This window comes from Pseudomonas sp. zfem005, assembly GCF_032621735.1.
GTDB lineage: Bacteria > Pseudomonadota > Gammaproteobacteria > Pseudomonadales > Pseudomonadaceae > Metapseudomonas > Metapseudomonas solani.
Genome location: NZ_JAVYJE010000008.1, coordinates 307,962 through 330,282 on the forward strand (window position 1 = coordinate 307,962; position 22,321 = coordinate 330,282).

The following is a 22,321-nucleotide window of genomic DNA, read 5'->3' on the forward strand; positions in this document are numbered from 1 at the left end:
TGTCCTATTTGGGGGGCGCCGGCGTCGCCAGGGGCGCGGCGGCGATCTTCGGCTTCTTGAACAGCGGAACATTGGCCTTCTGCTTGCTTTTGAAGGCCTTGTCGGTGGGGTTCACCTCCAGCTTCGTGTGGCCTGCCTCCAGCTGTTTGCGTACGCAGGCCTCGTCGCAGCCCATGGCGGACGAGACGGCTTGCGCTCCGCAGTCCAGGGCGATGCTGAAGTCGTATGGGTCGCCCAGTTTGGACTTTTTGGGAATCCGATCGTTGCGCAACTGGGCAAATTTGGCGCCCACCCGGCCATGCTCGTCCAGCTCGGTGGAGACCGGGTTGCGCGAGTCATGGTCCTTGCCTTCCACGCAGACGCAGGGGGCGGCGCCTTCGGAGTACTTGGGGTAGCGCGGTTGCCCGCGGGCCTCGCCGGCCTTGCGCTGTTCGGAAAGCTCGGCGACGGGAATGGGGTGGTGCGGTGTCTTGTCTCCACAGCCCACGCAGCTGTTCGGGCTGAACGGCACGAGCACACAGCGGCGGGCCTTGCAGCAGTCATCGGAACAGTCGCTGGCGATGGGTTTCTTGCAATTGTCGTTGACCTTCTTGGCATCGCCGGACTTCGCGCAGGGGTGGTCATCCAGGGCCAGCGCCACTTCGTCCAGGTAGGGCCAGGGGACGGTGTTGCCTTGCGAGCCGTGGTTGTGGGTCGTCAGGTCGGACATGCGATCCACGTTCTGGCCTTCGAACTTCACATCCATGGACCAGGCGGTGAAATACACCTTGCCCTTGATCTTCGATGTGATGACGCCTTTCTTCGGGGCGCAGCCGGCTTCGTCGCCATAGCTGGTCTTGAAGTAGCTCTTGTCCTTGAGCATCACTTCCTTGCCGGAGATCTTCACGGTGCGCGACCCGTTCGAGGTGTCGCTGGCCATTCCGGTGTTGGGGTAGGGGATGGGGACGCCGGGTGGTGTCGCGGGCGTTTGTGGCGGGGTGAAGCACACATCGGGGAAGCAGGCGACGGACTTCCCCTCGGCCGCCTTGCAGGAAATCTCCAGCCCGTTCGCGAACACCTGATTAGCCATCTCTCCTCCTGAGCGTTCATCCATTCCCGGACTGGCTTCAATCTAGCAGCGGGTCGGTGACGCGCCAGGGCCGCTCGGCGGTTGGGGAAGTAGCGGCCTAGAGCCTCGGCGAGCAGCCTGGGGGGCACCAGGCCGCTTCGTAGTGGGGCATTACTCCGCAGGTGAAGTGCTGGCGCCGAACCGCTCGCGCAGCAGATAGCGCAGGGATTCGCCCAGGGCTTCGCCGTGACCCAGGCCTTCGAAGGACTGGAAGCGGGCGTCGAGGCCGGGGACCTGGGCGAGGTCGTCCACCAGCTCCGTGGCGGCGCGCTCCGGGTAGGGCTCGGCGGTGCCGCGCGGGTTGGCCGGTTCCGCGCTGCCGCGCATCAGCAGCAGGCGCGCCGGATGGCCGGCGATGCGCTGCTCCAGCCCCGGGCGTTCGCCGAGGATGACGCCATCCCCCCACCAGAGCGACGGGCTGGCGGCGGCGAACTGGCTGAACTGCTGGGGCCGGGTGAACAGCGCATGCAACACCAGCAGGCCGCCGTAGGAGTGACCCCAGAGCGTTTGCCGGGTGGTGTCGAAAGGCGCTTGGGCGGCCACGGCCGGGCGCATCTTCACCAGCAGCAGGTCGAGGAAGGCGTCGGCGCCGCCGCTGGGCTGGCCGGTGAGCGGGTCGCGTTGGCCGGGCTTGTCGGGCTGCCGGGGCGTGTAGTCCAGGGTGCGGGCGTTGCGCTCGATGCGTTGCGGGGTCTGGTAGCCGATGGCGACCAGCAGCGGCGCATCGCCCTTGGCCAGGCCCTGCAGCAGGGGCGCGTCGAGCACGCCGAAGGCGGCATTGCCGTCGAGCATCCACACCACCGGGTAGCCGCCGGCCGGGGCCGGGCTTTTGGGCTTGGCGATCCACAGCTGGTAGTGGCGCTGGCCGTCCTCGGAGTCGAGTTTCAGGCTGCTGAAGGCGTAGGGCAGGTCCTGGCGCTGCAGCAGGCGCGTGTCCATCAGGGCGTTGGGGTCGGGTCGCGCCAGGGGCGCGACTCCGGGAAGTGCCACTGCCAGGGTGAAGGCCAGGGCAGAAGTGAAGCGGGGCAGTCTCATCAGGCGGTCTCGACGGTCAGAACGAGGCGGTCATGCTGGTGTAGAGGGTGCGGCCGGGCTCGTTGTAGGTGGCGGCGCCGGCACCGTCGATGTTGTTCACGCCCTGGGCGTTGCCTTCGCGGTACAGGCGCTTGTCCAGCAGGTTGTCGACGCCCGCGGTGAAGCTGAGGTTCTCGCTCAGGTCGTAGGTGCCGCTCAGACCCAGCAGTGCATAGGGCGAGAGCTGGTTGTTGGCGTTGCCGGTGACGCGGTTGCCCTGGTAGCCGTATTTCTTCGGCTTCTGCTTGCCGTACCAGGCGACGCTGGCCTGGAAGGACAGGTCTTCGCGGGCCTGCCAGTCGAGCATGGAGTTGAGGGTGTAGGCCGGGGTGACGGAAAGGGTGTCGCCGGTTTCCTTGTTCTTCGACTGCAGCATCCAGGTGAGGTTGTTGGTCCAGCTCAGCTGCTCGGTCAGCGGCAGGGTGAGGTTGCCTTCGATACCTTCCACCAGCGCCTTGGGCACGTTCTCCCACTGGAATATGCGGGCGTTGGCGTAGTTCACGCCGCCAACCACCTGGCCGCCGGTGGCGCTGCCGATGGAGGCCATGCCGGACTCGATCTTGTTCTTGTAGTCGTTGCGGAAGTAGGTCAGGCCGGCGACCAGGCCGTCCTTCTTGTACTCGATGCCCAGTTCCTTGTTGACGCTGGTTTCGGCGTCGAGGTCTTCGTTGCCGCGCAGGTAGCAGCTGGTGGTCTGGCCGTAGCAGCCCTGGCCACGGCTGTAGAGCAGGTAGTCGGAGTTCAACTGGTACAGGTTCGGCGCCTTGTAGGCGCGGGCGATACCGGCCTTCAGGGTGAGGGTGTCGGTGAGCGCGTGGGACAGGTTGAGCGACGGGCTCCAGTTGTTGCCGACGATGTCGTGGTGGTCGAAGCGCAGGCCCGGGGTGAGCATGGTGCCGGGGGCCAGTTCGATGTTGTCTTCGGCGAACAGCGAGAAGATCTGCGCCTCGGAGGTGGTGTCGCGGCCGCTGTTGGTGAGGCCGCCGATGGCGCCGCCTTCGGTGGTGGTCTGGGTGTTGGAGCTCGGGTCGTCCAGTTGCTGGCGGGTCCATTCGCTGCCCAGGGTCAGGGTCTGCGGGCGGCCGGCATCCAGGGGCAGGTTGAGCTCGCCGTGGGCGGTGAGGTTGCGCAGGGTGGCGGTGTAGTAGCCGCTGTTGGCGAAGATGCCTTCGGTGCCGCCGGCCAGGCCTTCGTTGATGCGGTTGTTGCGGGTCTTCTCGTACTGCAGGTAGGCCAGGGAGCTGCCGAAGTCCCAGTCGCCACGGTGGGTGAGGGCGTAGGTCTCGCGGAAGGTGCGGTTGGTCTCGTGGCCGAGCATCTTCTTCACGGTGGCGTTGCTGTTGGTGTTCTGGGTGTCGCCGGTGTAGAGGTTGCCCTGGCGGCTGAAGCCGGTTTCCAGCTCCAGGGTCTGCTCGGGGGTGAAGTTCCAGCTGAGCAGGCCGTTGACGTCCTTGTTGCGCACGCCTTCGCGGCCGGCGGGCAGGGTGCCGGCCTGGTTGCCGGTACGGGCGGATTCGTGGCCTGAGTTGATGTCCCAGTCGTCCGACTCGGTCTTGGCGACGTTGCCGTAGACGCGGTAGCTGAGGGTGTCGGTGAGCGGGCCGTTGAGGCCGAAGCTCAGGCGCTGGCTGGCGCCTTCGTCCTTGTGGGTGGGGAAGGAGGTGTAGACGGTGGCGTTGCCGTGGGTCTTGGCGCCGGCCTTCTTGGTGATGATGTTGACCACGCCGCCTGCCGCGCCGTTGCCGTAGCGCGCGGCCGCCGGGCCACGGATGACCTCGATGCGCTCGACCTGGTCGGCTGGCACCCAGTTGGTGTCGCCACGGCTGTCACGCTCGCCACGCCAGCCGTAGCGCACGGCGTTGCGGCTGCTCACCGGCTTGCCGTCCACCAGGATCAGGGTGTTCTCCGGGCCCATGCCGCGGATGTCGATCTGGCGGTTGTTGCCACGCTGGCCGCTGGTGGAGTTACCGGTGAGGTTCACGCCCGGCATGGTGCGGATGATCTGCGACAGGTCGTTGGCCGGCGGGCGCTTCTTGATGTCTTCGGCGGTGATCACCGAAACCCCTGGCGCCTGCTTGGTCTCTTCCTCGGCGGTGGCGATGACGTTCTGGGCTTCCAGCTCGATGCCGGGGGCACTGGCGTCGATGTTGGCCGCGTGCACGGCGAACGACAGCAGGCAGCTGGACAGCAGCAGGAAGGGGATGGCGGTGGAAGACGGGCGAGGCGACATGGACGATCTCCGGTAATGCCTTGGGATGCGCGAAGATCACGAATGATATTAATTGTTATTTGAGAGTAAAGCGCATTAACTTTCTAAACACTTCGTGATGATCCCTGTTAGGGGGATTCGCGAGCAGAGCTCGCTCCTGCGACAGGGTGCAAAACCTGCGATTGAGCCCCGTAGCCTGGGCTTCAGCCCAGGGTTTCCTGCACGGTGCCGCTCCCGGGCTGAAGCCCGGGCTACAGGAGGGAGCACCCTGCCGTGTAGGGCGGGTGAAACCCGCGATTGGATCGTGCGGGGCGCCGGGTGTGGGAGCGGTTTCAACCGCGAAAAAGCATCGCGAATGAATTCGCTCCTACAGGTCGAGCGTAGGGCCATTGCGTCATGTGGCCGACAGCTCCGTAGCCTGGGCTTCAGCCCAGGGTTTCCTGCACGGTGCCGCTCCCGGGCTGAAGCCCGGGCTACATGAGGGAGCACCGGGCTGCCGGCAGACTCAAGGTGTAGGGCGGGTGAAACCCGCGTTTGAGTCGTGCGGGGCGCCGGGTGTGGGAGCGGTTTCAACCGCGAAAAAGCATCGCGAATGAATTCGCTCCTACAGGTCGAGCGTAGGGCCATTGCGTCATGTGGCCGGCAGTTCCGTAGCCTGGGCTTCAGCCCAGGGGTTCCTGCACGGCGCCGCTCCCGGGCTGAAGCCCGGGCTACATGAGTGGGCATCGCGCCACCGGCAGCCGCAGGTGCAGGCACAGGCCCGGGTGGGCGTTGCTGGCCCAGAGCTGGCCGCCCTGCAGTTCGATGGCGCGGCGGGCGATGGCCAGGCCCAGGCCGAAGCCTTCGCCGGTGCCGCCTTCCAGGCGTTGGTAGGGGAGGAAGATGCGTTCCAGGTCTTCCTCGGCGACGCCGGGGCCCTGGTCGCGCAGGCGCAGGTGCCAGCAGTCGCCCTCACGCTCGCCGTCGAGGCTTACCCTGCCGCCTTCAGGGGAGTGGCGGATGGCGTTGCGCAGCAGGTTCTCCAGGGCCTGGGCGAGGCTGTCGAGGTGCACCTGCACGCGGCAGTCGGCATCCAGGGTGCAGGGCAGGCGTGCGGCGTCCCAGCCGCTTTCGAAGCAGGCGTCCTCGCGCAGGGCTTCCCAGACCGAAAGCACCTGCACCGCTTCGGTGGGCAGCTGCGGGCGCTCGGTGTCCATCCAGGCCAGGTCGAGGGTGTCTTCCAGCAGGCGTTGCATATCGGTGATTTCGCGGTCCAGGCGCTGGCGCAGCTGCTCGGGCGGCAGCTCGCTGTCGTGGGCGATGCGCAGCCGGGCCAGCGGGGTGCGCATCTCGTGGGACAGGGTGCGCAGCAGCAGGCGCTGCTGGCCCAGGCTCAGGCGCAGGCGCTCGGCCATGTGCTCCAGGGCCTCGGCCAGCTCGCCCAGCTCGTCGCGGCGGTCGGCCAGGGGCGTGCCCAGGGGCGCGGTGTCTAGTTCGTCGGCGCGCAGGGCATCGGCGCGGTCGCGCAGGCGATTCAGCGGCACCACGAGGTGGCGATAAATCAGCAGGCCGAGCAGGGCCGCCAGCAGCGTTGGTACCACGCCGTGGGTGAAGAGGTGGGTCCAGGGCGTGAGGCCGCTGGGCAGCAGGCGCTCGGGCAGCTGGAGCACCAGGCGGCCGTTCTCCGGGTGCTCGGGGAACTCGATGCTGACGTAGGGCAGCTCGTCCTGCAGGCGCCGGCTCATGGGCCAGTCGAGCTTGCGCATGAAGGTCAGGTGGCTGGATTCCTCGGCGTTCAGCAGCGTGCCGTCGAGGCTTTCCAGGCGCGGGCCGAGCACCGCCACCCAGGTGTCTTCGCGGCTGGCCAGGTCCTGGCGGAAGCGCGCGACGCCGGCCGCGCCTTCGTTCTCCCAGGCCTGCTCGGCCTGCAGCGCGTACTGGGCCAGGTAGTCGCGGTCGGCCGGGGCCAGGAAGTAGGTGCTGCGCTCCACCGACAGGCCCCAGGTGTAGATGAGCCAGGTGAGCAGCAGGCAGAAGCCGACCTGCAGAAGCGCCAGCTTCCACAGCAGGGGATGGCGGCGCATCAGGAGCGGTCCGTCTCGACCAGCAGGTAACCCTGGCCGCGCACGGCCTGGATCTGCAGGCTATGCAGGCCGATATCGGCGAGCTTGCGGCGCAGGTTGCAGACGTGCACGTCGAGCCCGCGATCCAGCCGCGTGTAGGCGCGGTGCAGCACGCATCGGTAGAGGAAGGGCTTGCTCAGGGCCTCGCCCGGATGCGCCTGCAGGGTGGCCAGCAGGCGGTACTCGGAGGGCGTCAGCCCGGCGTTGCGGCCCTGGTGCCGGACGTCCTGGGCCTGCTCGTCGAACTGCAGCGGCGTGTCCGCACGCTGCACCGGCTGGCGGCGGTCGAGGCGCACGCGGCGCAGCAGGGCGTCGGTGCGCGCGTCCAGCTCGGCGAGGCTGAAGGGCTTGGGCAGGTAGTCGTCGGCGCCGCGGGTGAAGCCGGTGATGCGGTCCTGCTCGGCGCCCAGCGCCGACATCAGCATCACCGGGGTGTCCTGGCGGCTGCGCAGGGCTTCCAGCAGCTGCAGGCCGTCGAGGCCGGGCAGCATGATGTCCAGCAGTACCAGGTCGAAGTGGCCGTTCTCGGCTGCATCCAGGCCCAGGGTGCCGGTGCTGCAGGTGGTGACGGCGAAGCCGCGCTGGCGGAAGTGGGCGTCCAGGTCCTCGCGCAGCCGGGGGTCGTCTTCGACCAGCAGCAGGCGGGGTGAGGAGGCGGGGAATTCGATTTGAGAATATTTCACATTTGGAAATATCTCATTCCCCGGGGGTGCCTGGCAATCGCGCGATGGTCGCAGGGGTCAGCGCGTGGCGGGCTCCACCACCACCTGGTTGCGGCCCTGGCGCTTGGCCCGATACATCATTTCGTCGGCCTGCTTGAGGGTGGCTTCCAGGCTCCGTCCGCCGGGCGTCCATTCGGCCACGCCGAGGGAGATGGTCACCTGGCCGACGCCTTCGGTACGCGCCTCCTCCACCGAGTGGCGCAGGCGTTCGGCGACTTCCGAGGCTTCCGCCAGCGTGGTGCCGGGCAGCAGCAGGAGGAACTCCTCGCCGCCCACGCGGCAGGCCAGGTCGCGGTCCCGCGAGCAGGCCTGCATCACCGTGGCGATCACCTTGAGCGTGCGGTCGCCGGCGTCGTGGCCGAAGCGGTCGTTGACCTTCTTGAAGTGATCGATGTCCAGGGCCACCACCGCCAGGTCGCGCTCGCCGCCCCGGATGGCCACCAGGGCTTCCTCCATCGCGCGGCGGTTCAGCAGGCCCGTCAGCGGGTCGGTCTGCGCCTCATGGTTGAGGCGGCCGAGCTTCTCCTGCATCAGGGCGATGCCGGTGATCAGGGCCTGCTTGATGTGCGCGGCCTCGAAGTACCAGGCGCGCACCGTGGCCAGGCGTTCCGAGCTGCCCGGCTCGCCCATCTGGCGGGCGCCGGCGGCCAGCTGGCGCAGCGGGTCGGCGATCAGCCGTGTCGTCCACCAGAGCACCGCGAAGCCCAACAGCGCCAGGGGCATGGCAGCGACGAGCACGTGCCGGACCAACCCCTCCAGCGCCACCAGGGTGGCCTGGCGTGGCTGCTGCGAAACCACGCCCCAGCCGGTTCCCGGGATGCCGGCATAGCCGGAGAGCATCTCCACGCCCTTGGAGTTCACATACACCAGGGTGCCGCTGCGCCCGCCCAGCACGGCATCGTCGACGGCGCTGGCACCGACCTGCTGGCCGATGCGCGCGGGGTCCGGGTGATAGAGCAGCCGGCGGTTGGCGTCGATCAGGTAGACGTATGCATCCTGGTGGAAGTGCAGGCCGATCAGGCCGTGCAGCAGGTTGTCCTTGCGCATGTAGATCGAGCCGCCGACCAGGCCCAGGTACCGGCCGTCGGCATCGAGTACCGGCTGCGAGACGAAGACCACCAGCCGCCCGCTGGCGGCGTTGAAGGGTTCGCTGATCAGCGGGCGGCGGGCACGCAGCGCCTCCTCGAGGCCGGGGGAGCGGCCGCTTCCATCGAGCTGAGGCGCCTCCGGCACGGCGGCCAGCACGCGGCCATCGGCGGCGACCACGGCGATGGCGTTGAAGCCGGCATCCTGCAGGTCGAGCCGGCGTGCCTCCTCGGCGAGCAGCTGCGGGTCATCGAAGTGCTTACCCAGCAGCGCCGCGCTGTACGCCAGCTGTTGCTGGGCCGCCTGCAACTGGGCGCCGATGCTGCTGGCCAGCTTCTGGGCGTAGGCGTGGTTGTTCTTCAGCGCGCCGTCCAGCAGCGAGGCCTTCTGCACCCGGTAGGCCGCATACAGGCCGTTGGCCAGCGTGGCGATGCTGGCCAGCAGGACGAGCAGCAGGATCAGGTGGCGGAGCCGTGTCGCGGGGAAGGGGGTGGGGTTCATCGACGACGACTCTCCTGCGACGCGTGGGGGGACCGGCCGCGCGCCCAACGACGGCATGCAGCGGGGGCGGCGTCAGCAGTGTAGCCAAGGCGCAGGCGCGCGCCCCGGGACCCTGGCCCTCAGTCGAAGCCCTTGAGCACCGCGAACTCGTCCACCGGGGCGCGCTCGGAGCGCAACTGGTTGATCGGCGCGGAGCGGTCGGCGTGGCCCAGCGCCATGCCGCAATAGAGCAGCTCGTGCTCGGGCAGCTCGAAGTGGGCGTGCAGGCTCTGGCGCACCATGCCCCAGGCTTCCTGCATGCAGGTGGCGAGGCCGCGTTCCTCGGCCACCAGCGCCAGGGACTGCATGAACATGCCCAGGTGCGCCCACTGGCCGTGGCCCATGGAGCGGTCGATGACGAAGAACAGCCCCACCGGCGCGCCGAAGAACTGGAAGTTGCGCGACATGGCGCGCAGGCGCGCGGCCTTGTCTTCACGGGGGATGCCGAGCTTGGCGTAGAGCGCCTCGCCGATGGCGTAGCGGCGGGTGCGGTAGGGCTCGGTCAGCCCTTCCGGGTAGATGGGGTGCTCGCCGGCCTCGCCCACGGGGTTCTTCATCAGGGTTTCCAGGGCGACGCGCTCCACCGCGGCCTTGGCGGTGCCGCTCACGGCGATGACCTTCCAGGGTTGCAGGTTGCCGCCGGAGGGCGACCAGCGCGCGGTGTCCAGCAGTTCGCGCAGGGTGGCGGCGTCGACGGGCTCGGCGGTGAAGGCGCGGACGGAGATGCGTTGCTTGAGGGTTTCGGCTACGGACATGACGGCGCTCCTTGGCGGGTGATGGCGCGGCCGGGGCCGTGCGGACCCGGGCGAACTTAGCGAAAAGCCCGTCCTTGACGCCACAGGCAGAACTGCCAAGAACCATCACCCGGACGCCAGCCCGGGTGATGGCGCCGGTTACTGCGCGGTGCTGGCCGGCTGCTCCCAGAAGCGCGGGAAGGTTTCGTGGGGGTACTGCTTGCCGTCGTACTTGAGGGTCTTGCGCTCGGTGCGCAGGTACTTCTCCCCGGCGGCCGAGTCGCCGGTCACCTTGGCGGCCAGCACCAGGTCGGCGAAGCCGTTGCTGCGGGTCTTGGCGATGTCGAGGGTGACCTTGGCGCTTTCGGTCATGAAGTCCGGGTCGTTGACGCAGAGGGTGCCCTTGATGGTGGTCCATTCGCTGAGGTAGGCCCTGAGCACCGGGCGCAGGGCCTTGCCGTCCGGGGCGAACAGGGTCAGCTCTTGGTCCGAACCACCGTCGGGGCAGCTGGCGCCGCGGGCGGTGCTGTCGAACACCAGGCCAAAGGCGCGCACGCCCGGCGCCAGGTGGTAGCGGGCGGTGTCCAGCCACAGGCTGCCGGCGCTCACCTCGGTGACGGCGTCTTCGTCCAGGGTCGAGTCGTAGCGCTCCAGGAATGCGCCGCTCTTGCCGTCCACCTTGGCCACCAGCAGAGCGAGGCTGCGTTCGCCGGCGGAGATGCCTTCATCGCCCGGGCGGATATAGGCGAGGGCGACCACCGCCTTGGCCTTGTCGTCCGGCCAGGGTTTGCAGGCGGCGGCCACCAATGGGCCTTCGTTGTAGGTGTCGGGCATCGCCCAATCGTGCTGGCCCAGTTGCTTGGCCAACGCGTCGATCAGCGGTGCGGGGCAGGGTTGCGGGTCGCGGGCCTGGGCCTGGCCAGCGAGGCAGGCGCAGGCGAGCAGGGCGAGGCGGGGAGCCCAGGAGGCGAGGCGGCGGTAACGCTCCATGTCGACGGTTCCGTGTGGGGGAAAGGCCGACATTCTAGCCGCCGCTACGGGGGGCGGAGTGGCTGACCGGTTCGCATTTCTGCCGATTGGCCTAGCCGGCCTAGCCAGCGTTGGCGGCCAGGGGCGCGCCGACCGGTTCGCGGGCGGCCTCGAACTCCAGGGCCGGGTCGGCGATGGGCTGGCGCAGCAGCATCTCGCGGTCGCGCTCGTAGTGGTTGAGCACCCGCCAGGGCAGGTGGCGGCCCTGGCGCGGCAGCAGGTCCCCGCCGCGCTGCACGTAGCCCGACTGCAGGGCGCCCATGACGCTGCCCGGTTCCATCTCGCCCTCCGGCGCGCGGGGTGTGCACACCTCCAGTTCGTGCTTGCCCATGTGGTTGAACAGGCGGCAGAGGTAGCTGGAGGCGATGTCGGCCTTGAGCGTCCAGGGCGCGTTGGTGTAGCCGAAGATCGAGCCCATGTTGGGGATGCCGTGGGCCAGCACGCCCTTATAGGTGAGGCGGTCGGACAGGCTCTTGCGCTGGCCGTCCACCAGCAGGTCGATGCCGCCCAGGGCCCGCAGCTGCAGGCCGGTTGCGCTGATGATGATGTCCGCCGGCAGCTCGGCGCCGGATTCCAGGGCGATGCCCTGCTCGGTGAACGTGGCGATGCGGTCGGTGACCACCGAGGCGCGGCCCTGGCGCAGGGCGGCGAACAGGTCGCCGTCGGGCACCGCGCAGAGGCGCTCGTCCCAGGGCATGTAGCTGGGGGTGAAGTGGCGCATGTCGACCTTGCCGCCGAGCTGCCTTTTCACGCTGCCCAGCAGCCAGGCGCGGACCTTTTCCGGCCAGCGCCGCGCGGCCTTGTAGATGACCCGCTGCAGCCAGATGTTGCGCGTGCGCGCCATGGCGTAGACCCAGCGCTCGGGCAGCACGCGGCGCAGGGCGGCGGAGACCACGTCCTTGCCGGGCACGCTGATGATGTAGCTGGGCGAGCGTTGCAGCATGGTGACGTGGCCGGCGCGTTCGGCCATGGCCGGCACCAGGGTCACGGCGGTGGCGCCGCTGCCGATGACCACCACGCGCTTGCCGCTGTAGTCGAGGTCGTCCGGCCAGTGCTGTGGGTGGATCAGGCGGCCCTGGAAGCGCTGCATGCCGGGGAAGTCGGGCTGGTAGCCCTGGTCGTAGTCGTAGTAGCCGACGCAGGAGACCAGGAAGCGCCCGGTGAACACCCGTTGCGCGCCGCTGGCCTCGTCACGGGTCTTGACCGTCCACAGCCGCTCATGGCTGGACCAGGAGGCTTCGGTGCAGGCCAGGCCGAAGCGGATCCTGCGGTCGACGCCGTGCTCGCGGGCGGTGTCTTCGATGTACTGGCGGATGGTGTCGCCGTCGGCCAGGGTCTTGAGCTGGTCCCAGGGGCGGAAGGCGAAGCCGAAGCTGAACATGTCGGCGTCCGAACGGATGCCGGGGTAGCGGAACAGGTCCCAGGTGCCGCCCACCGCCTGGCGCCGCTCGATGATGGCGAAGTCCATCTGCGGTGCCTCGCGCACCAGGTGGCAGCCCATGCCGATGCCCGAGAGCCCGGCGCCGATGATCAGCACGTCGTGATGGTCGTTCAAGGTCGGCCTTCCTTCTTGTTGTTCTTGTGTGGAGCAAGTCATAGCAGGCTTTTCCCGGCCTGCCCGCCGGCCCTTTGGCGGGTTGTCGGGCACGCAGGGGTTTTGTCCGGGTGTAGGGCGGGTGAAACCCGCGGGCAAAGTGATGCCGGGATGTCGGGTTTCACCCGACCTACGGGGGCGCCGCTCAATGCTCGCGTCGGTAGCTGAAGCGACAGCCGCTGGGGTCGGTGAAGGTGAGGCCGTCGGCGTCGAGGCTGTAGCCGTAGCTCACCAGCGCATCGTTGGCGGTGGAGAGGGTGACGCGGCCGGGGCTCTCGATGTGCCAGGTGCCGCTGTCCCACCAGGTGAAGCCGCCGGGGGCGTCGGGGGTGCCGCTGTACAGGCCGTTGGCGTCGAAGCGCAGGCTGCTGGCGTACTTGGTCGCGCAGGGTGGGGACTGGCTCTTGCGCCATTGCCCCAGCAGTTGGTTTTCCAGGTCGGTCATGTCGTGCTCCGGTGGTTGCCGGTGCGGGGTGCCTGGGGGGCACCTCGCACCGGTCCTGTCGCCCCTACTTGGCGCCGGCCGCCAGGTTGGTAGGCCTGGCTCGGGCCTTCGGCGCCTTGCCGAGGTCCTTGAGCACACCACCGGCATCGCTGATGAGGGTGGTCAGCTTGCTGCGTTCGGCGTCGCTCATCACCGTATCGTAGTCAAGCAATGCGCTGGCGTTCTTCGGATCGGCCTTGCGTTTGTGGAAACGCTTGGCCAGCCGCTTGGCCGCGATGGCGGCGAAGTGCGGCTTGAGCACCGACGAATCCAGCGCCGCCTGGATGGCGTCCAGGCCCTCGGTGAGGTGGTCGCCACCGATGGCCAGCACCAGGTGCGCGTCGGGGGTGGAGAGCACCCGATGGGCGGCTTCGGCGTGGCGTGCCTCGACCGCCGCGGTGACCATCACCGTGGCGCTGCCGGCGGCGTGGGCGACCATGCCGTCGATCTCCCAGTGCACTTCCACCTTCACCTCGTGCACGCCGGGGACGCCGAACAGCGCGCCTTCGGCGCCGCGCATCAGGGTCATGGATTCGCTGATGCGCTCACCCGGCTGCAGCAGGGCGTAGGGCTGGTCCTCGACGCAGTGCACCAGGGTGCGGTAGCTGCGCGGGGTGCCGGCGGGGTCGATGACGCTGCCACTGACGAAGTCGCTCTTCAGGCTCAGGTTGGCCGGTACCCGCACCGGCTGGTCGCCCCGGTTGACCAGGGCGATGCCGACCCGCACCGGCGCGCCCAGGGGCACTTCGCCGAGCAGCGGGGTGACGTCCAGGTCCAGGCCCAGCACCTCGGCTTCGAGGTCCGTCGGGGTGATGCTCGGCATCGCCGTGGAGGCGCTGCCAAAGGCCACCGAGCCGGGGCGCACGAAGGGGTCGGGGTAATGGCGCAGCTGCTTGAGGTTGTCCGGGTGGAAGGACCACTGGATGTTGCTGGGGAAGGGCGTGGCCGGGGTGCCGGCGGCGGCGATCACGTCGCTGGTGCACATGAAGCCGAAGTCCGCCGAGTTGTGGTACAGGCCCATGGCGTGGCCGATCTCGTGCACGGCGGTGCGGAAGTAGGGCGCCGCGGCGGTGCCGAAGCGCTTGCCGCTGACCGTTCCCCAGCCGGCTGCGATGGTCCAGTGGGAGGCGATGCCGATGCCCTCGCGGGGCACGTTGTTGGAGTCGGTGCCGCCGTTGTCGTACATGATCCCGCGCGGGGTGGAGTCGATGTTCTTCACCGCCAGCACGTGGTAGCGCCATTCGGTGTCGAGGTTGACCACCGCACGCCGCGCCAGCATCGCCGCGTGCATCTCGGCGTCGGACCAGGAATTGCCGCTGGCCTCGGCGACGTTGGTGTCGCTGAGGTTTACCGCCACCTGCCAGCCCACGGCGTCCATCACCGTCTGCCAGGTGTGCCCGAGGCCGCTGTTGGTCGGCTGCTCGGAGCCGGAGACAGTGTCGATCTCCACGGTGCAACGGCGGTAGTAGCTCGACAGCCAGCCCATGGTCATGCGCCCGATCACCGCGTTGGCGGCGTTCTTCACATCACCCTCGGCGTAGTCGGAGGGCGAGGGATAGCCCGCCGGCCCTGCCATGCGCACCATCTGCGTGGTCAGCTTGGAGTCCAGCGCCCAGCTGTTGGGGGCGGTGAAGCGCCACAGCTCGAAGCCGAGGTTGAAGCTGTTGCCCAGGTAGAAGTTCTCCGGCAGCGAGGTGACGCGAATGTAGTAGCGGTAGCGCGAGCGCGACAGGATCGGGATGCCCGAGGCGGGGTTGGGCCCGGCCAGGAGGATGGGCTTCAGGCTGGTTTCCGGGCGGCTGCCGAGCAGCGGGATCGGCGAGGCGATGGGCAGCGGCAGGAAGATGGTCGGCCGCTGGTAGAGGTCGCCGCTGGCGGTGCGGCCGGCGCTGTGGGATTCCACGCGCAGGGTGCCGTCATAGGACACCAGTGGCGCACCGGTGGGCTTGTAGTTGAGCAGCCAGCAGCCGGGGCGGATGCTGCGCAGCGGCGGCACGATGATCGGGCCGGGCACTTGCCTGGGCAGTTCGGCGATGGGGGGGAGGGCGCTGGCCGTTCGGGCGTCTTCCTGCTCGGGCGGCAATACATCAGGCATGGGTGGGGTTTTGTCGAGGCTGGACATCGTTGAACACTCCTATTCAACAAGGGGCGCACCCTGCCCGTACTCCGAACCACGCGAGCCATTGCATGACGCCGGTACGACACCCCTGGAAGGTTCCTTTTTAGGGTCGTGTCATGCGTACCACGTGCGCATGGCCCGGTGAGTATGCGACTGCGCCAGGCCCTGCATAGCGCCGCCCATCGCCCGCAGGCCGTGCGGAGCGACCGGTTGTCGGAGCGCCCGGAAGCCCTGTAAGGGCGCCGCTACAGAGCCCCGCGCAACCGAACTTTTCGTGCTTGTCGATATGCCGGAAAGGCGTTTGCGTGGGGAGGGGACGAGGGGTTTGGGTCGGCCACGTGCATGGGGAATCGGTGGGCTGAAGCCCACCCTTGTATCTACGCCCACCCTGAGTCCACCCTTGTAGGAGCGAATTCATTCGCGATCGGGCTTCCAGGGAACCCCGCCTCAACGGGTACGGATCTCCCCCCGCGCGAGGCTTTCGGCATCGTTGCCGAGGGCGTCCTTCAATTGCATGTCGGCGCCTTGCTCGCGCAACTGATCCAGCAGTTGGGTGCGCTGGAACAGCGCGGCGTACATGGCGGCGGTCTGCCCGGCGGCGTTGCGCTGATCGGTGGGGCAGGCGGCGTTCATCAGGCGGCGGGCGATGCCCAGTTCGGCCTTGAAGATGGCGCCCATCAGCGCGGTGTTGCCCCGGCCGTCCTGCAGGCAGGGATCGGCGCCGGCGGCGAGCAGGGCGTCCACCGCTTCGGCGTGGCCGTGGTAGGCGGTGAGGATCAGGGCGCTGTAGCCCTTGGTGTCTTGCGTGTTCAGGTCGTAGCCGGCGTCGATGAAGGCCTGGAGCACATTCAGGCGGCCTTCGCGCGCGGCGTCGAAATAGCGTTGGGCCAGTTCGGCTTTGATGGTGGCCGGGTCGGGTGATGGCTCGGCCTGGGCCAGGCCGACCCAGAGCAGCAGGGTGAGAAGTGTGTATTTCATCTCGGGCCTCCGTAAGCCGGCCCGCGTGTGCGGGCCGGCGTTGGGTGGGTCAGTCGGTGAGCTTGGCGGCCAGGGCTTTCACCTTGGCCAGGTCGCCACCGGCCACCTTGGTGACACGGGTGCCGTAGTCGGCATCGGCCTTGTAGAGGAAGGACAGCATGATGTGCTTGCTCTCGCTGTCGGTGCCGGCGAGGGACTGGCCGAAGCTGTTGACCAGGTCCTGTTGGTCCTTCTTGCCGTAGGAGCGGTACAGGTCACCGGCCTGCTTGAAGTTCTGCTCGCGCTGGATGCCGCGCTGCTGGGTGCTGCCCTGCAGGGGCGTCTCGACGTAGCGGGCGCTGGCGGTGGCTTCGCGGGGCTGCAGGCGGCTCGGCTCGTAGTTCACGCCGCTGCTGGTGTGGCCGACGTTCATGCTGCCGTCCTGGTTGCCGTTGTTCACCGCACCACGGGGCTTGTTTACCGGCAGTGACAGGCCGTTGGTGCCCACGCGGTAGAGCTGGGTGTCGGCGTAGGCGAACACGCGGCCCTGCAGCAGGCGGTCTTCGGAGGGCTCGATGCCCGGCACCAGGTTGGAGGGCGCGAGGGCGACCTGCTCGGTTTCCTGGAAGAAGTTGTCGACGTTACGGTTGAGCACCATCTGGCCGATCTTGCGCTCGGGCACGTCGGGCCAGACCTTGGTGGCGTCCAGCGGGTCGAAGTCGAAGCGCGCCAGGTCCTTGGGCTCGAGCACCTGGATGTACAGGTCCCACTTCGGGTAGTCACCCTTGGCGATGGCGTTCACCAGGTCGGTGGTCATGTGGCTGTAGTCCTTGCCCTGGACGGCCTCGACTTCCTTCGGGTCGAGGTTGCGGATGCCCTGCAGGGTCTTCCAGTGGAACTTCACGTAGTGCGTCTCGCCCTTGGCGTTGACCAGCTTGTAGGCGTGCACGCCGTTGCCGTCCATGAAGCGGTAGCCGGCCGGGGTGCCTTCGTTGGAGTAGAGCAGGGTGAGGGTGCGGATGGACTCCGGCACGTGGGAGAAAAAGTCGAAGCGGCGCGAATCGTCGTCCAGGTTGGTGCGCGGGTCCGGCTTGAAGGCGTGGACCATGTCCGGGAACTTGATGGCGTCGCGGATGAAGAAGGTGGGGAAGTTGTTGCCCACCAGGTCCCAGTTGCCGTCGGCGGTGTAGAACTTGGTGGCGAAGCCGCGCGGGTCACGCAGGGTTTCCGGGGAGTGGTTGCCGTGCACCACCGAGGAGAAGCGCACGAACACCGGGGTGCGCTCGCCGTTGCGGAAGACCTTGGCGACGGTCAGGTCGGCGATGTCCGCCGAGGCGACGAACTCGCCGTGGGCGCCGGTACCCCGGGCGTGCACCACCCGTTCGGGGATGCGTTCGCGGTCGAAGCGCTGCAGCTTCTGGATCAACTGCACGTCCTGCAGCAGCACGGAACCATTCGGCCCGGCTGTCTGAGAGTGCTGGTTGTCGCCTACGGGGGCGCCGTTGTCACGGGTCAGTGGTGCACCCACAGCCATGGAAAGATTGAACAGGCATGCCGCCGCCAGCAGGCCGGGGGCGGTGCGTTGGAATCTGGACATTTGCGTCTCCTGATGTCTCTGGTTCGGGTGTTGCGGCCTGAACCATAGGGAGCGCGGGAGGGGACGGATAATAGGATTTGGTCAGCCTGGCGATTAGGAAATATTAAAGGTCCTACGCGCGCCGCCTGCTTAGAGTTCTCGGGTACAAGCCCCACCCCGATTTCACCAGGAGGCCGCGCAAGCGGCTCGCACGCAGGACGACCCATGACCCTTACCGAATTGCGCTACGCCGTTGCCCTGGCGCAGGAACAGCATTTCGGCCGCGCCGCCGAGCGTTGCCACGTCAGCCAACCGACCCTTTCCGTGGGCATGAAGCGCCTGGAGGACTACCTCGGCGTGCTGCTCTTCGAACGCAGCAAGGGCGCCGTCTACCTCACCCCCATCGGCGAAAGCATCATCGAGCAGGCGCAGAAGGTGCTGGCCGAGGCCAACGCTGTGCTGGAAATGGCCCACGCCGGGCGCAACCAGCTGTCCTCGCCGCTGCGGGTCGGCGCCATCTACACCATCGGGCCCTACCTGCTCCCGCACCTGATCCCCCAGCTGCACACCGTGGCCCCGCAGATGCCGCTGTACATCGAGGAGAACTTCACCCATGTGCTGCGCGAGCGGCTGCGGGAAGGCGAGCTGGACGCCATCATCATCGCCTTGCCGTTCTCCGAGCCCGATGTGCTGACCAAGGTGCTCTACGACGAAGCCCTCTGTGTGCTGCTGCCCGCCGACCACCCGCTGGCGGCCGAGCAGCGTCTCTCGGCCGAGGCGCTGGAGGATGCCGAACTGCTGATCCTGGGGGAGGGCCACTGCTTCCGCGAGCGGGTGCTGGAGGTGTGCCCGGCCACCCAGCGTGCCAGCGTGGAATCCAGCTCCCTGGAAACCATCCGCCACATGGTCGCCTCCGGGCTCGGCGTCTCGGTGCTGCCCCATTCGGCGGTGAGCGGCCACCACTACTCGCCGGGCTCCGTGGCCATCCGCCCCTTCAGCGCGCCGGTGCCGTTCCGCCAGGTGGCCATCGCCTGGCGCGCCAGCTTCCCCAGGCCGCGCGCCATCGACGTGCTGGCCGACTCGGTGCGGCTGTGTTCGGTATCCCGTGGGCCGGGCGGAGAGGGTAGAGAAGGGGACGCGGGCCACTCAAAGGATGGGGGCTGACGAGGCGCGATTGCCTGACTATCAGTGGAACTCCGCATTCGTGAGCCCCTGTGGGCCGTCACCTATGTGAAGACGGAGGACGCTCGCCCCCGTCTATGAAACTGAGGTCATGACGGGTGCTTTGTTCACAGCAGGGGCGTTCCCGTCAATATTGACGGGGGCGTCGCGGAGCCCCGACCATGGCGCCTTTTCGACGACTCCGGGGCGGTGCGATGCAGGTTGTGGACGGCTATCTACAGGTGGGCCCGGATGAGCTGGAGCATCAATCGCTGGCCGAATTGCTGCGTGGACAGAGCCTGCCAATTCACTTCACCGGGGTGGATTTCAGCGGGCAGGACCTGTCGCGCATGGAGCTCTCCGGCGCGCGCTTCGAGCGTTGCCTGTTCGCCGCTGCCGACCTCACCGCCGCCATGCTCGAAGCCACCGAGTGGATCAGCTGCCGCGCGCCGGAGGCGGTCTTCCGCTCGGCGCAGCTCACCGATGCGCGCTTCCTGCGTTCGGACCTGAACAACAGCCGCTGGCAGCGCAGCAAGCTGGCCCAGGCGCGCTTCGAAGGCTGCAAGCTGACCGGCGCCAATTTCAGCGATACCTCCACCCTGGGCATGGTGTTCCACGACTGCGTGCTGCGCAGCGCCTGCCTCTCGGGGCTGTCGTTCTACAAGGGCGAGCTGTACAACCTCGACTTCGCCGAAGCCGATCTCAGCTACTGCGACTTCCGCAAAGCGGTGTTCGTCGAGGGTGGCAGCCTGTCCCTGGCGCGGGTCAACAACGCCCGTTTCGACCAGGCCGACCTGCGCGAGGCCAGCCTCGACGGCCTGCGCCTGGTGGATGCCAAGCTGTTCCACGGCGCCATCATTTCCCGCGCCCAGGCGTCGATGCTGCTGTCGGGGTTGGGCCTGACCGTCCTCTAGAACTAGCCCGGCCACTTCTCCAGGGCCGCGCGGCAATCCTCCACCAGCGCCGGCATGTCGGCCTCGATTTCCTGCCAGCCCAGCAGCGCCAGGGCCTCCTGCGCCGCGGTGCGCAGCGGCGCCCATTCCGGGTGTTCGAAGTTGTTGCCTTCCAGGTTGACGTAGGCGCCGTGGCCTAGGGTCATGCAGGCGGCCAGCAGCGCCTGCAGCTGCCCATGTGCCCGTGGCTGGAGCCGTGGCGGGAAGCCTTCGACGAAGGCCTCGAGGTGATCGAGGTAGGAGGACCAGAGATCGCAGTCGGCGCAGCAGCCGATGTTCGCCAGCTGCCAATCGGCGCTCCCGGCGAGGAACTGCAGCGCCGGGCCCAGTTCACCGAGGAGGATCAGCCGGCGGTATTCCTCTTCGCCGTACCAGAACCAGATCAGCGAGGCGAGGCTCTCCGGGTTCGCGGCACCGGCTTCAGCCATGCCGCGCACCCGCGTGCCACCAGGCGGGGCGCCCATCCTCGAAGGATTCATAGGTGGGCATCAGCGTGGGGGAATCCTTGTGGTCGAGGCTGCCCACCAGGAGGGCGATGGTCGGCTCGTCGTCGATGGCGCCCAGGGAGCTGCCGCAGTGGGCGCAGAAGGCACGGCTGGAATAGTCGGAGGAGCGGTAGGTCGCCGGGGCGCCGGCGGGGCCGGTCCAGCGCAGCCGTTCGCGCGGCACTTCCACCCAGGCCACCGTCAGCGCGCCGCTGTGCCGCTGGCAGAACTCACACGAGCAGGTGTGCGGGTTTTCGAGTGGGCCCTGCACCTCGAAGCGCACCTGGCCGCACAGGCAACCGCCCTGATGGATATCCGTGGTCATCGCCGCCTCCCTGGGCATCACTGCAATGGTGGCGAAATCTAGCACGGGGAGGGCGGCGGGTGATGGGATGCGCTTCAGGGGGTCAATGGGTCACGACTTTGTACTGCCAGAGCTCGCGTCCGCCCTTGTGGTACTCCCTCTTGTAGCTGACCAGGCCTTCGAATTCGGACCCCTTGCCTGCCCAGAAGTCCTTCCACCAGCTGCGGATCGACGCCTGGTCTTCATTGATGAGCTCCCACTCGCCCACATTGGGATCGAGGAACAGCACGTGCTCCCTGTCGAGGCTGCTGAACGCCAGGGCATGCCCGCCATCGGCGCCATCCACCACGTAGATGTAGGCGCCCGGGACCGCCAGTACATGGTCGATCACATCCTGGCGCGTGCGCAGCCCGGTGAATTTCTTGAAGGGGCCGCCGCCTTCCCGCTTGGTCACCGTCAGGCCGAATCCCTCCATGCTGTTGTCGCTTTTCTTGTTGCGTTGCCTGTGGCTCTCCAGCAGTTCCTGGATGGTCTCTGGGCCGATGATGTCGTAGATGCTTTCACCGGGCGTCAGATGGCCCGCCAGAACGGCCCTGACCCAGCGGCGGCAGGCTTCGAGGCATACGCCACGGGCATCGTTCCCGGTGTAGGCGAGGGCGGTGGACTGGCTGACCTTGTGGCGTTCGATAGTCATGACACTTCCTTGTTCATGGGGTGGGCGTTCGTTGCGCTTTCTGGCCTGCTGGCTGAGGGAGTGCAACAGCGGAGGCGATTGAGACTAGCCAGCGTCAGAGTGCTGTCAATGGACGACAACGAGGTGGCCTCATGCTCAATTCCAGCCTTCATGCAGGGCTGTGCGCAGTCAAGATCACCCGGTTACGGACGGGGCTTTCGCATGACGCGCAGGAAACACTTTGCAAAAGCCCGCTCGTTGAGCGCCTGCCCCGGGATTCTGTAATTTATTTGCCGTGAAGCCGGGCCCCTCTGGCGGTTAATACCGCGATGTCGGAATCACAGTCTGTACAACTTCGACTGCAAGGAGGGGCTCCAATGACCGCCCTAGATACGTTCCTGTTTTCCGACTTCCTCGGCACCGCCACCTGGCTGTGGCTGGTCTTCTTCGCCGTGGTGTTCGCCCTGCTGGCCTTCGACCTGGGCGTGCTGCATCGCGATAACCGCGAGATCGGCGTCAAGGAAAGCCTGCTGCTTTCCGCCGGCTACATCACTGCCGGCCTGCTGTTCGGCCTCTGGGTGTTCTTCCAGAAGGGCGGCGACGCCAGCATGGATTACCTCACCGGCTTCCTCATCGAAAAATCGTTGTCGATGGACAACGTGTTCCTCATGGCGATGATCTTCAGCTTCCTTGCTATCCCCCGGGAGTACCAGCACAAGGTGCTGTTCTGGGGAATCATGGGGGTGATCGTGCTGCGTGCCGTGATGATCGGCCTGGGTGCGGCGCTGATCCACGAGTTCAGCTGGATCCTCTACGTGTTCGGCGTGTTCCTGGCCATCACCGGCGTGAAGATGCTGTTCTCCAAGGTGGATGACCACCCGGACCTGGAGAACAACGCGCTGGTGAAGTTCCTGCGCCGGCGCATGCGCGTGACCGATAGCCTGCACGGGCAGCGCTTCTTCGTGCGCCAGGCGGATGCCACCGGCAAGACCGTGTTCTGGGCCACGCCGCTGTTCCTGGCCCTGGTGATGATCGAGTGCGCCGACCTGGTGTTCGCCATCGACAGCGTGCCGGCGATCTTCGCCATCACCCAGGACCCCTTCATCGTCTACACCTCGAACATCTTCGCCATCCTCGGCCTGCGTGCCCTGTACTTCGCCCTGGCGGCGCTGATCCACCGCTTCGCCTACCTGAAGTACGCCCTGGCCCTGGTGCTGGTGTTCATCGGCACGAAGATCTTCCTGGTGGGCATCATCGGCAAGATCCCGGCGGTGATCTCCCTCAGCGTGACCCTGGGCCTGCTGGTCGGCGGCGTGCTGCTGTCGCTGTACAAGACCCGTGGCCAGGCGCCGCAGCCCATCGAGGAAAACCGCGCGAGCTGATGGCGCGGCGTCACACCCGCCCCCTCGCG

General features: G+C 67.6%; 19 protein-coding genes. 3 read left to right on the forward strand and 16 right to left on the reverse strand.

Annotated elements, in window-relative coordinates; translation table 11 throughout:
* Positions 1-4: 4 nt before the first annotated feature.
* The 13 genes from RTW82_RS19500 to katB form a co-directional block, all read right to left on the reverse strand.
* Positions 5-1,069 (reverse strand): PAAR-like domain-containing protein, encoded by a 1,065-nt coding sequence (locus RTW82_RS19500; protein WP_271657877.1) that lies wholly within the window; start codon positions 1,067-1,069, stop codon positions 5-7.
* A gap of 150 nt (positions 1,070-1,219) precedes the next feature.
* Positions 1,220-2,143: an alpha/beta hydrolase gene (locus RTW82_RS19505; protein ID WP_316926130.1), complete on the reverse strand. Its 924-nt coding sequence runs from the start codon at positions 2,141-2,143 to the stop codon at positions 1,220-1,222.
* A 16-nt stretch (positions 2,144-2,159) separates the two neighbouring features.
* Positions 2,160-4,412 carry a TonB-dependent siderophore receptor gene (locus RTW82_RS19510; protein WP_021217709.1) on the reverse strand — a complete coding sequence of 751 codons (2,253 nt, stop codon included), beginning with the start codon at positions 4,410-4,412 and terminating at the stop codon, positions 2,160-2,162.
* Between the two features lie 689 nt (positions 4,413-5,101).
* Entirely contained in the window at positions 5,102-6,454 is a 1,353-nt protein-coding gene (locus tag RTW82_RS19515; RefSeq protein ID WP_184489885.1) for a histidine kinase sensor domain-containing protein, read from the reverse strand.
* Positions 6,454-7,176 (reverse strand): response regulator transcription factor, encoded by a 723-nt coding sequence (locus tag RTW82_RS19520; RefSeq protein ID WP_316926131.1) that lies wholly within the window; start codon positions 7,174-7,176, stop codon positions 6,454-6,456. Before RTW82_RS19520 ends, RTW82_RS19515 begins: the two co-directional genes overlap by 1 nt.
* A 57-nt stretch (positions 7,177-7,233) precedes the next feature.
* Positions 7,234-8,802 carry a sensor domain-containing diguanylate cyclase gene (locus tag RTW82_RS19525; protein ID WP_111263208.1) on the reverse strand — a complete coding sequence of 523 codons (1,569 nt, stop codon included), beginning with the start codon at positions 8,800-8,802 and terminating at the stop codon, positions 7,234-7,236.
* A 119-nt stretch (positions 8,803-8,921) separates the two neighbouring features.
* Positions 8,922-9,596 (reverse strand): nitroreductase family protein, encoded by a 675-nt coding sequence (locus tag RTW82_RS19530; protein WP_316926132.1) that lies wholly within the window; start codon positions 9,594-9,596, stop codon positions 8,922-8,924.
* Between the two features lie 138 nt (positions 9,597-9,734).
* Positions 9,735-10,565, reverse strand: coding sequence for a hypothetical protein (locus tag RTW82_RS19535; RefSeq protein ID WP_316926133.1), 831 nt, complete (start codon positions 10,563-10,565; stop codon positions 9,735-9,737).
* Between the two features lie 100 nt (positions 10,566-10,665).
* A complete protein-coding gene (locus RTW82_RS19540; protein WP_316926134.1) occupies positions 10,666-12,159 on the reverse strand; it encodes an NAD(P)/FAD-dependent oxidoreductase in 1,494 nt (497 codons plus the stop codon).
* A gap of 184 nt (positions 12,160-12,343) precedes the next feature.
* Complete coding sequence (locus tag RTW82_RS19545) at positions 12,344-12,643, reverse strand: hypothetical protein (RefSeq protein WP_265168784.1); 300 nt, start codon at positions 12,641-12,643, stop codon at positions 12,344-12,346.
* 64 nt (positions 12,644-12,707) lie between these two features.
* Positions 12,708-14,804, reverse strand: a complete 2,097-nt coding sequence (locus RTW82_RS19550) for a hypothetical protein (RefSeq protein ID WP_316926135.1) — start codon at positions 14,802-14,804, stop codon at positions 12,708-12,710.
* 444 nt (positions 14,805-15,248) lie between these two features.
* Entirely contained in the window at positions 15,249-15,779 is a 531-nt protein-coding gene (locus RTW82_RS19555; RefSeq protein ID WP_316926136.1) for an ankyrin repeat domain-containing protein, read from the reverse strand.
* Between the two features lie 49 nt (positions 15,780-15,828).
* Positions 15,829-17,292: a catalase KatB gene (gene katB / locus RTW82_RS19560; protein WP_410478825.1), complete on the reverse strand. Its 1,464-nt coding sequence runs from the start codon at positions 17,290-17,292 to the stop codon at positions 15,829-15,831.
* 267 nt (positions 17,293-17,559) lie between these two features.
* Here katB and RTW82_RS19565 point away from each other — a divergent pair, with 267 nt between their 5' ends.
* Complete coding sequence (locus tag RTW82_RS19565; RefSeq protein ID WP_316926138.1) at positions 17,560-18,498, forward strand: hydrogen peroxide-inducible genes activator; 939 nt, start codon at positions 17,560-17,562, stop codon at positions 18,496-18,498.
* 212 nt (positions 18,499-18,710) lie between these two features.
* Positions 18,711-19,409, forward strand: a complete 699-nt coding sequence (locus RTW82_RS19570) for a pentapeptide repeat-containing protein (protein ID WP_316926139.1) — start codon at positions 18,711-18,713, stop codon at positions 19,407-19,409.
* Between the two features lie 2 nt (positions 19,410-19,411).
* On the opposite strand, the gene RTW82_RS19575 is transcribed toward RTW82_RS19570, so the two are convergent.
* The 3 genes from RTW82_RS19575 to RTW82_RS19585 form a co-directional block, all read right to left on the reverse strand.
* Positions 19,412-19,876 (reverse strand): hypothetical protein, encoded by a 465-nt coding sequence (locus tag RTW82_RS19575; protein ID WP_316926140.1) that lies wholly within the window; start codon positions 19,874-19,876, stop codon positions 19,412-19,414.
* Entirely contained in the window at positions 19,869-20,258 is a 390-nt protein-coding gene (locus tag RTW82_RS19580) for a GFA family protein (protein WP_316926141.1), read from the reverse strand. The genes RTW82_RS19575 and RTW82_RS19580 overlap by 8 nt, the downstream gene beginning before the upstream one ends.
* 82 nt (positions 20,259-20,340) lie before the next feature.
* A complete protein-coding gene (locus RTW82_RS19585; RefSeq protein ID WP_316926142.1) occupies positions 20,341-20,931 on the reverse strand; it encodes a hypothetical protein in 591 nt (196 codons plus the stop codon).
* A gap of 356 nt (positions 20,932-21,287) precedes the next feature.
* Here RTW82_RS19585 and RTW82_RS19590 point away from each other — a divergent pair, with 356 nt between their 5' ends.
* Complete coding sequence (locus RTW82_RS19590) at positions 21,288-22,292, forward strand: TerC family protein (RefSeq protein ID WP_316926143.1); 1,005 nt, start codon at positions 21,288-21,290, stop codon at positions 22,290-22,292.
* Positions 22,293-22,321: the final 29 nt, after the last annotated feature.

Coding starts and splice junctions, on each gene's coding strand:
- RTW82_RS19500 (WP_271657877.1), bottom strand. CDS start 1,069: ATGGCTAATCAGGTGTTCGCGAACGGGCTGGAGATTTCCTGCAAGGCG.
- RTW82_RS19505 (WP_316926130.1), bottom strand. CDS start 2,143: ATGAGACTGCCCCGCTTCACTTCTGCCCTGGCCTTCACCCTGGCAGTG.
- RTW82_RS19510 (WP_021217709.1), bottom strand. CDS start 4,412: ATGTCGCCTCGCCCGTCTTCCACCGCCATCCCCTTCCTGCTGCTGTCC.
- RTW82_RS19515 (WP_184489885.1), bottom strand. CDS start 6,454: ATGCGCCGCCATCCCCTGCTGTGGAAGCTGGCGCTTCTGCAGGTCGGC.
- RTW82_RS19525 (WP_111263208.1), bottom strand. CDS start 8,802: ATGAACCCCACCCCCTTCCCCGCGACACGGCTCCGCCACCTGATCCTG.
- RTW82_RS19530 (WP_316926132.1), bottom strand. CDS start 9,596: ATGTCCGTAGCCGAAACCCTCAAGCAACGCATCTCCGTCCGCGCCTTC.
- RTW82_RS19535 (WP_316926133.1), bottom strand. CDS start 10,565: ATGGAGCGTTACCGCCGCCTCGCCTCCTGGGCTCCCCGCCTCGCCCTG.
- RTW82_RS19545 (WP_265168784.1), bottom strand. CDS start 12,643: ATGACCGACCTGGAAAACCAACTGCTGGGGCAATGGCGCAAGAGCCAG.
- RTW82_RS19550 (WP_316926135.1), bottom strand. CDS start 14,804: ATGTCCAGCCTCGACAAAACCCCACCCATGCCTGATGTATTGCCGCCC.
- RTW82_RS19555 (WP_316926136.1), bottom strand. CDS start 15,779: ATGAAATACACACTTCTCACCCTGCTGCTCTGGGTCGGCCTGGCCCAG.
- katB (WP_410478825.1), bottom strand. CDS start 17,292: ATGGCTGTGGGTGCACCACTGACCCGTGACAACGGCGCCCCCGTAGGC.
- RTW82_RS19565 (WP_316926138.1), top strand. CDS start 17,560: ATGACCCTTACCGAATTGCGCTACGCCGTTGCCCTGGCGCAGGAACAG.
- RTW82_RS19570 (WP_316926139.1), top strand. CDS start 18,711: ATGCAGGTTGTGGACGGCTATCTACAGGTGGGCCCGGATGAGCTGGAG.
- RTW82_RS19575 (WP_316926140.1), bottom strand. CDS start 19,876: ATGGCTGAAGCCGGTGCCGCGAACCCGGAGAGCCTCGCCTCGCTGATC.
- RTW82_RS19580 (WP_316926141.1), bottom strand. CDS start 20,258: ATGACCACGGATATCCATCAGGGCGGTTGCCTGTGCGGCCAGGTGCGC.
- RTW82_RS19585 (WP_316926142.1), bottom strand. CDS start 20,931: ATGACTATCGAACGCCACAAGGTCAGCCAGTCCACCGCCCTCGCCTAC.
- RTW82_RS19590 (WP_316926143.1), top strand. CDS start 21,288: ATGACCGCCCTAGATACGTTCCTGTTTTCCGACTTCCTCGGCACCGCC.